We start from the raw sequence: 7,903 nt of genomic DNA on the forward strand, positions 1-7,903 counted from the left end.
TCCAGGGTCGGGTGAGCTGATACCCCGAGGCTACCCAGCCTGATCAGCGCTACGCGCGCCGGTCGTGAGTGGCGAAGCCGGTTCTCACCGGCATCGCCGGGCACGAGGTTGTCAGGTGGCGTCCGGGTCGACCGGCGGACGCTCGCCCGGCTTCAACGGCTCCGGCTGCGGCAGCGCGCTCTGCGGCTTGATCGCCGGCGCCCCGTTCGAACCATTCGAGCCGCTGGACCCGTTGAGTTCGTTCTTGAAGCCGTTCAGCCCCAGCGGATCCGAATCCCCGTCGAACAAATGCTGCGCGACGACCCGCTTCGGGTCGAGATTGCGCAGGCCGCGCAGGTCTTCGAGGGGTTTGCGCAGCTGGTCGAACTCGGGACCCATTTCCTCGCGCAGCTGCTCGCGCGCGCCGGTCGCGAAATCGCGGGCCTTGCGGACGCTCCTCGCCATCCAGGCCGCCGCTTCGGGCAGCCGTTCGGGTCCGAGGATGAAAAGCCCCGCGATGATGATCACGAGGATCTCGCCCCAGCCGACACTGTCGAACACCCGTGGAACCTCCGCTCGGTGCTGCCCCGTCCAAGACTACCCGGGCCGTTTCTCGTCCCGGCAGGCCCGAACGTCGCACGGGAGCTACTGTGCCGTGTCAGTCCGATCCGAGCGTGACGTCCACTACGAGCAGCGCACCGTCGCGGGCCAGCTGGACCGGGACGACCTGGCCGGGGTCGTGGCTGCGCACCGCGACGGTCAGCTCGGCGGAGTCGCGCACGACGTGGTCGCCGACCTTGGTGATCACGTCGCCTTCCTTGACCCCCGCGGACGCCGCCGGCCCGCCCGGGGCGACATTGCGCACCTGCGCGCCCATCGTGGACGAGCCCGCGACCGTCGAAGCCGCGTTGATCCCGATGTCGGCGTGCTTGACCTTGCCGTCCTTGATCAGCGCCTTGGCGATCTTCATGGCGTAGTCGCTGGGGATGGCGAACCCGATGCCGATGCTGCCGCCGTCGGAACTGGAGGAGCGGATCGCGGAGTTGATCCCGACCAGCGCCCCGGTCGAGTCGACGAGCGCACCGCCCGAGTTGCCGTGGTTGATCGCCGCGTCGGTCTGGATGGCCGAATAGGTGACCGGAGCCGCCCCGTTGTCGCCGCCCGCGGTGACCGGCCGGTCGACCGCGCTGACGATGCCCGCGGTGATCGAGTTCTGCAGCGCGAGCGGCGAGCCGACCGCGATCACCGCGTCCCCGACCTGCAGCTCGGACGACTTCCCGACCTGCATCACGACCGGGTTGGTCACGTTGACCTTCACCACGGCGAGGTCGGTCTTCTGATCCGCCCCCACGATCTTGGCCTCGGTGCGCGTCCCGTCGTTGAACACCGCGGTGATCTTCGCAGCCGCGTCGCCGACCGCCGCCGTGACCACGTGCTCGTTGGTCAGCACGTACCCCTGCGGATCGATCACCACGCCGGAGCCCTGCTCGCCGCTGTCCGCGCCAGGCTTGACCACTTCCAGCGAAACCACCGCCGGCGACACCCGCCGCGCGATGTCCGCCAGCGACCCCGGCGGCCGTTCCTTGGCCGCCTCCGCCTCGGAAATCGTGGCGCTGCCGGTCAACGCGGACCCCGTGTCCGCGACCCACCAGCCGACCAGCCCGCCCACCGCGCCGATCACCAACGCGACAATGCCGAGCAGCGCCAGCGCCTTCGGCTGCACCCGCCGCCCGAACAACACCTCAGGCAAGCTCAGCTGCGCGCCCTTGGGCAGCTTCGGCTTCTCGGCCTCGTCCTCCTCCGGAACGACCGCGGGCCCGGCCAGCACCGCTCCAGCCGCCGGATCACGCCACGGATCGCTGGTATCAGTCCACAACGGATCTTCCGCGGCACCGGTCTCCCCGGAGGCTTCGAGCGGCCGCTGCAACCGCACGCCTTCAGCCCCCGCAGGACGGCTGAACGCCTCCGCCAGCGACTCCGGCGTAGGCGGCGCGAGAGTGAGCTTCTGCCCGTTCCCGTTGGGCGCCGGGGTGTAAAGCTTGTCGAACGCCCCCTCGACCCCGTGCGGCCGCCCGAAGACAGCCGCCTGCTGCTGGTCGACCGCGGGCCGCTCAAGCGGCCGAGGCCCCAACCGGTCCGTTCCGACGGCACCGGACTGATCAGAGTTAGCGTTCGGCTGGTCGGTCATCATTCCCCGGGATGCGGTTCAGTTCGGCTGGGAGTCGACGATACCCAAGCCTGGGGAGAAGTGTGCCCAGACCGCAGTGAAATGCCTGTTGCCTGCACTCCCCCACCGCTGCCACAGCCCCGGCTGTGAAGGCTTTCCAAGCCCCCGCGCTGTCTCACACGCGGAGCGTGCCGCCGCTGCGCGGGGCGCTGTGGATACGTGTCCGCACCAGCGCACCCAACCAGCGGTGCACCCACACCACCCCCGCACCCCGATACGAAGCCCCCATGCGGACGGCGGGTGCTTGTCAAGGCATCTTTCCCGCCTTGACAAGCACCCGCCGTCCGTCAGCACCAAGCTTCGGGGTGCCCCACCGCGCGCAATGTCGCCGCCAGGCGACGAGCCGCCCGCGACCTAACCGAGACGCGACCTACCGAGCCGCGACAGCAGCCCCGGCCCGCACCACGTCCGGCTCCCCTTGCACCGCAGCCTCCGGCTCCGAAGAGGGGGCAGCCGTCCTGGGCACATTCATGTTCGCCGGCAGCACATCCGCGTTAGGCGCTCGAACCGGCCCGGTCCCGCCGGACCCGTCCCCGCTATCCGCCGCGGTCCCGACGAGTGCGAGTGCGCTCAGCACGAGCCCGGACACCACGACCCCGGCTCCTTGCGCCGCCCGCTTCCGGCTGAAGGCGAACCGGCCGCCGCCGAGCACGTTCGCCGACTGCCCGAGCGGCGCGGTTGTTCCCAACGGCGCGGCACCCCCGAGCACTCCCGCGTCACGCAATCCGGCCACCCGGTCCGGCCGCTGGATCGCCACCAGCTGGCCGTCCGCGGTGACCGCGAGATTGTCCGGCGAACCCGGCAGATCAGTGTGCTCCGGAATGGATCGCAGACTGGCCAGGAAGCCCGCCGACATCGACGGCGCGCCCGCGTCCTTCACCGCCGCGACGGCTTGCCGCTGCGAGGTCACCTCGGCCGCGCAGTCCGGGCAGCGCGCGAGGTGCGCGAGGGCACGGTCGTGGGCTCCCGGCGTCAGCTCGCCGTCGACCAGTGCGACTACCGCGTCGGGCATGAGATGGGATTCGGCGAAACGCCAGCCGCTCATACAGACACCTTCGCAGATTCCTCCCGGGTCGCGCGGCGGCGCTCGAGCGACGCGCGCAATGCCGAGCGGCCGCGGTGGATGCGGCTGCGCACGGTGCCGAGCTTGACGCCCAGCGTCGCGCCGATCTCCTCGTACGACAGTCCTTCGACGTCGCACAGCACGACCGCGGCCCGGAACTCCGGGGGCAGCTCGTCGAGCGCCTCCTGGAGGTCCGGGTCCAGGTGGGTGTCGCTGTAGTGCTGCTCGGGGCTCGGGTCGTCGCCGACGATCCGGTCGGTGTCCTCGGGCAGTCCCTCCATGCGCACGCGCGAGCGGCGGCGCGCCATGTCGAGGAACAGGTTCGTGGTGATCCGGTGCAGCCAGCCCTCGAAAGTGCCGGGCTTGTAGGACGCGAGCGACCGGAAGACGCGGATGAACGTCTCCTGGGTCAGGTCCTCGGCGTCGTGCGTGTTGCCGGTGAGGCGGTAGGCGAGCCGGTACACGCGGTCGGCGTGTTCGCGCACGACCTCGTCCCACGAGGGCGGCGTCCAAGCCGACTCGGCTGCGTCCACGGTCACCGGAGCGGCTTCCGGCAGTTCGGCGTTCTGCATCAGGGGAGCAGGCACCTCCATCTGGGTCAACTCCTCTTCACCTCTGCCAACGCGGGCCGGGCACACGGTGTTCCCGTGTGGTTGAGACTCAGTCTGCCGAGCTTCCTTATGGAACTCATGAGACCGATCTGAGAGCAGCCTGAGAAGTTGGCGGACGAGGGCCTTTCCAGGGTTTTCGCGGGCTTTCCCGGGGCCGGAGGTCGCTTACCAGGGAGCCTTCGCTGATTTATCGACAACCAGCGCTAACCTTCGCGCGTGAGTTCGGGGACAGAGGCGGCGGCCGAGACCGGGGCGGTCGGCGCCGAGCAGGTCGACGGGTACCTGCCCGACGACGACGTGCTGACCGCGGCGCGGCTGCGCGCGGTCGACCTCGGTTGCGCCCCGCTGGCCCCCGGAGCAGGCACGACGCTGCGGTTTCTCGCCGCGACGGTCGCCGCGCGGGCGGTCGTGGAGGTCGGCACCGGCTCCGGCGTGAGCGGGCTGTACCTGCTGCGCGGGATGGCCGTCGACGGCGTGCTGACCTCGATCGACGTCGAACCGGAGTACCAGCGCGCAGCGCGCAAGACCTTCCTCGAAGCGGGCTATCCGCCGGGCCGGATGCGGCTCATCGTCGGCCGCGCGCTGGACGTGCTGCCCCGGCTCACGCCGGGCGGCTACGACCTGGTGTTCGTCGACGCCGCGCGGATCGAGTACCCCGGCTACTACGAGCAGGGCGTGGCCCTGCTGCGCCGCGGCGGGGTGATCGTGTTCCACCAGGTCCTGGCGGGCGGGCGGCTCACCGACCCGGCCCGGCGCGACCCGGAGACGATGGCCTTGCGCGAGGTCGCGCGAGCGGTCCGCGAGGACGGTCGGCTGATCCCGGCGCTGCTGCCGGTCGGCGGCGGGCTGCTGGTGGCCACGGCGTGCTCGTGAGCGGCAATCACGGTTAGAACCGCGATCAGCACTCACGACCCCACCAACACCCGCTTCTCGCTCCGCACCCGCGTGCCCACCCGCACTGCCGCCACAGCCAGCCCCAGCCACACCACGACAGCCACGATCAACCAGCTCCACCCAGCCGACCCGTAGACCACACTGCCGACCCCGCCGCCGACGCTGCTGCCCAGGTAGTACATGAGCATGTACAGCCCGCCAACCTGGCCGCGCGCGTTCTCCGGTGCCTCAGCCGCGGCCCAACTGTTCGCGATCGAATGCGCGGCGAAGAACGCCGTCGTCAGCACCAGAAAACCGACGACGATCAGCGGCAGCGAATCCGGGATCGTCAGCAGCGCACCGATCGCGGTCAGCAGCAGCACGCCGACCAGCGCCTGCCGACGCCCGATCCGCGCGGACAGCCGGTTAGCCGTGGCCGAGGAAACCGAACCCAGCGCGTACGACACGAACACCAACGACGCGATGGCCGGCGACAGGTTCAGCGGCTCGCCGGTCAGCCGGAACCCGGCCGCGTTGTACAGCGCGACGAACGCGCCCATGGCCAGCAGCGCGACGGCGTACTGCGCGAGCAACACCGGCCGCCGCACCGCGGAAAGCAGTCCGACGCCGATGTCACGAAGGCCTTGCCGCTCCCCCGTCCGGACCGGCGAAGGCGGCAGCATCACCACGGTCACGACCGCGCAGACCAGCGAAATCCCGGCCACCACGTACAGCGCGCCCCGCCAGCCGAACGGACCGGCGGTGAACCCGGTGGCCAATCGGCCGGTCATGCCGCCGATGGTGTTGCCCGCGATCATCGCCCCGACCGCGGCCGCGACGCCGGTCTTCCCGAGCCGTTCCACCAGATAAGCCGTGGCCACGCCGGGGAATCCGGCGATCGCCACGCCCTGCACCGCGCGCAGCACCAGCAGCAGCGAGTAGTTCGGCATCAGCGGCAGCAGAAGCCCGAGCACCGAGGAGAGCACGACGGACGCGATGATCACTGGCCGCCGTCCGATCGCCTCGGACAGCGCGGCGATAGGCAGCACGGAAATCGCGAGCGCGCCGGTCGCCACGCTCACCGCGAGCGCCGCGCCGCCGGGGTCGAGGTGGTACTGGCCGGCGAGCTGCGGCAGGACCGCCTGCGGGGCGTAGAGCAGGGCGAACGACGTGAAACCCGCGGCGGCGACCGCGACCTTGACCCGGCGGGCGGAGGAAAGCATGACCGTGAAAGTAAGCTTCGCTAATCAATACGTCCAATACACATATCTGCCATTATTCATACTATGCCGAATGAGAGCCTTACCGCGCAGCTCGTCCCGCACCTGTGTTTGCTGGCCACGCTGCGAAGCACCGGAAACGTCACTCGCACGGCCGAGATCCTCGGCGTGCCGCAACCCACAGTCAGCAGGCGGCTGGCCGCGCTCGGACAGGCCCTCGGCGCGCCGCTGACCGTGCCCGACGGCCGGGGCGTCCGGCTCACCCGCGCCGCCGAACTCCTGGCCGACGCGGCGGAACGCGCACTGCCCGTGGTCGACGCCGGGGTCCGCCTCGCGCGCGAGGAGATCGAACCGGCGAGCGGCCGCGTCGTGCTCGGATTTCTGCACCTGCTCGGCCGGTCGCTGGTGCCGGAATTGCTGCGCACGTATCGCGAACAGGCCCCGTGCGCGCGGTTTTCCCTCGTGCAGGGGTCGCTGCGGGACATGGTCGACCGGCTCGTGTCCGGGGAACTCGATCTCGCCCTGCTCGCCCCGGTCGTCGAGGACGAACGACTGGAGACCGTCGTCCTCGACCGGCAGCCGATCCATCTGTCGGTCCCGGCCGGGCACCGGCTGGCCGCACGGCGCAGCGTGCGCGTCGCGGAGCTGGCCGACGAGCCGTTCGTGCTGCTGGAACCCGGCTACGGCCTGCGCCGGATCACCGACGACCTCTGCGCCGCCGCCGGTTTCACGCCGAAGGTCGCCTTCGAGGGCCAGGAATCCGACACCGTCCGCGGACTCGTCGGGGCCGGCCTGGGCGTCGCGCTCCTGCCGCGCTTCGAACCCGGTTCCCCGGCCGGGGTCGCGGAGGTGCCGCTGCACCCGCCGGTCCACCGGACGATCGGGATGGCCTGGCGCGCCGGGGAGCCGCTTTCGCCCGCCGTTCAAGCGTTCCGGGACCACGTGCTCGGCCGGACGGACTAGCGGCCAGGGTGGTATTTGTATCCCGGTACCGTGCTAGCGTTTCCGGTATAGAAATACCGGAACCTGAGGACGCGAGGTAGTCGTGATCGAGCTGAAGACGCCTGCGGAGATCGACCGCATGCACGTGACCGGGCGGTTCATCGCCGAGGTGCTGACCGAGGTCGGCAAACTCGCCGACGTCGGCGTCAACCTGATGGACCTTGAGCACCACGTGCGCGGCATGATCAAGCGGCGCGGGGCCGTCTCGTGCTACTGGGATTACGCGCCGTCGTTCGGTGAAGGCCCGTTCCGCAACGTCATCTGCCTGTCGGTCAACGACGCCGTCCTGCACGGCCTGCCGCACGACTACACCCTCCGTGACGGTGACGTGCTCACCGCGGACATCGCGGTGACGATCGACGGCTGGGCGGCCGACTCCGCGCGCACGGTCATCGTCGGCACGCCCGCCGAAGCGGACCAGCGGATCATCCGGGCCACCGAGGAAGCGCTGGAAGCCGCCATCGAGGCGTCCCGGGCAGGCAACCGGCTCGGCGACATCTCGGCCGCGATCGAGGCAGTCGCGACCGGCTACGGCTACCCGGTCAACACCGAGTTCGGCGGCCACGGCATCGGCCGCACCATGCACGGCGAACCGCACGTGTCCAACCGCGGCAAGGCAGGCCGCGGCAGGAAACTCCGGCCCGGCCTGACGCTCGCGCTGGAACCGTGGCTGGCGCGCACGACGGACAAGATCGTCTACGACCCGGACGGCTGGACCATCCGTTCCGCGGACGGCTCGCGCACCGCGCATTCGGAGCACACGGTGGCGATCACCGACGGGGACCCGATCGTGCTGACCCGTCGCGAAGAAGAGCTGGCGGGGAAGAACTAGCTGTTGCGGGTCATGACGTTGGTGACGCTGGCCAGGGTCTGAGACGAGGGACGGGTCTTTCAGCGGCAGGATGAGAAGTGCGACCAACTCGTCCTC

The 7,903-nt window shown here is 70.4% G+C and carries 8 protein-coding genes; 3 read left to right on the top strand and 5 right to left on the bottom strand.

The window, feature by feature from the left end:
• Positions 1-111 precede the first annotated feature (111 nt).
• From tatB to sigE, 4 genes are all read right to left on the bottom strand, one after another.
• On the bottom strand, positions 112-540 hold the full coding sequence (tatB, locus tag BM362_RS40615) for a Sec-independent protein translocase protein TatB (protein ID WP_067585780.1): 429 nt from the start codon (positions 538-540) through the stop codon (positions 112-114).
• 97 nt (positions 541-637) lie between these two features.
• A complete protein-coding gene (locus tag BM362_RS40620; protein WP_093576746.1) occupies positions 638-2,167 on the bottom strand; it encodes a S1C family serine protease in 1,530 nt (509 codons plus the stop codon).
• Between the two features lie 409 nt (positions 2,168-2,576).
• Positions 2,577-3,251 (bottom strand): anti-sigma factor family protein, encoded by a 675-nt coding sequence (locus BM362_RS40625; protein ID WP_067585777.1) that lies wholly within the window; start codon positions 3,249-3,251, stop codon positions 2,577-2,579.
• Positions 3,248-3,862, bottom strand: coding sequence for an RNA polymerase sigma factor SigE (sigE, locus tag BM362_RS40630; protein ID WP_067585775.1), 615 nt, complete (start codon positions 3,860-3,862; stop codon positions 3,248-3,250). The genes BM362_RS40625 and sigE overlap by 4 nt, the downstream gene beginning before the upstream one ends.
• A gap of 234 nt (positions 3,863-4,096) precedes the next feature.
• Here sigE and BM362_RS40635 point away from each other — a divergent pair, with 234 nt between their 5' ends.
• Positions 4,097-4,753: an O-methyltransferase gene (locus BM362_RS40635; protein WP_067585772.1), complete on the top strand. Its 657-nt coding sequence runs from the start codon at positions 4,097-4,099 to the stop codon at positions 4,751-4,753.
• Between the two features lie 32 nt (positions 4,754-4,785).
• Here BM362_RS40635 and BM362_RS40640 read toward each other — a convergent pair whose 3' ends face one another.
• Entirely contained in the window at positions 4,786-5,976 is a 1,191-nt protein-coding gene (locus BM362_RS40640) for an MFS transporter (protein ID WP_093576747.1), read from the bottom strand.
• A 63-nt stretch (positions 5,977-6,039) separates the two neighbouring features.
• On the opposite strand from BM362_RS40640, the gene BM362_RS40645 reads away from it, so the two are divergent.
• On the top strand, positions 6,040-6,936 hold the full coding sequence (locus tag BM362_RS40645; RefSeq protein ID WP_093576748.1) for a LysR family transcriptional regulator: 897 nt from the start codon (positions 6,040-6,042) through the stop codon (positions 6,934-6,936).
• Positions 6,937-7,018: 82 nt separating this feature from the next.
• The gene (map, locus tag BM362_RS40650) at positions 7,019-7,807 is read left to right on the top strand and encodes a type I methionyl aminopeptidase (RefSeq protein WP_067585764.1); all 789 of its coding nucleotides are present in this window, start codon (positions 7,019-7,021) and stop codon (positions 7,805-7,807) included.
• The last annotated feature ends 96 nt before the right edge of the window (positions 7,808-7,903 follow it).

The organism is Amycolatopsis rubida, assembly GCF_900115345.1.
GTDB lineage: Bacteria > Actinomycetota > Actinomycetes > Mycobacteriales > Pseudonocardiaceae > Amycolatopsis > Amycolatopsis rubida.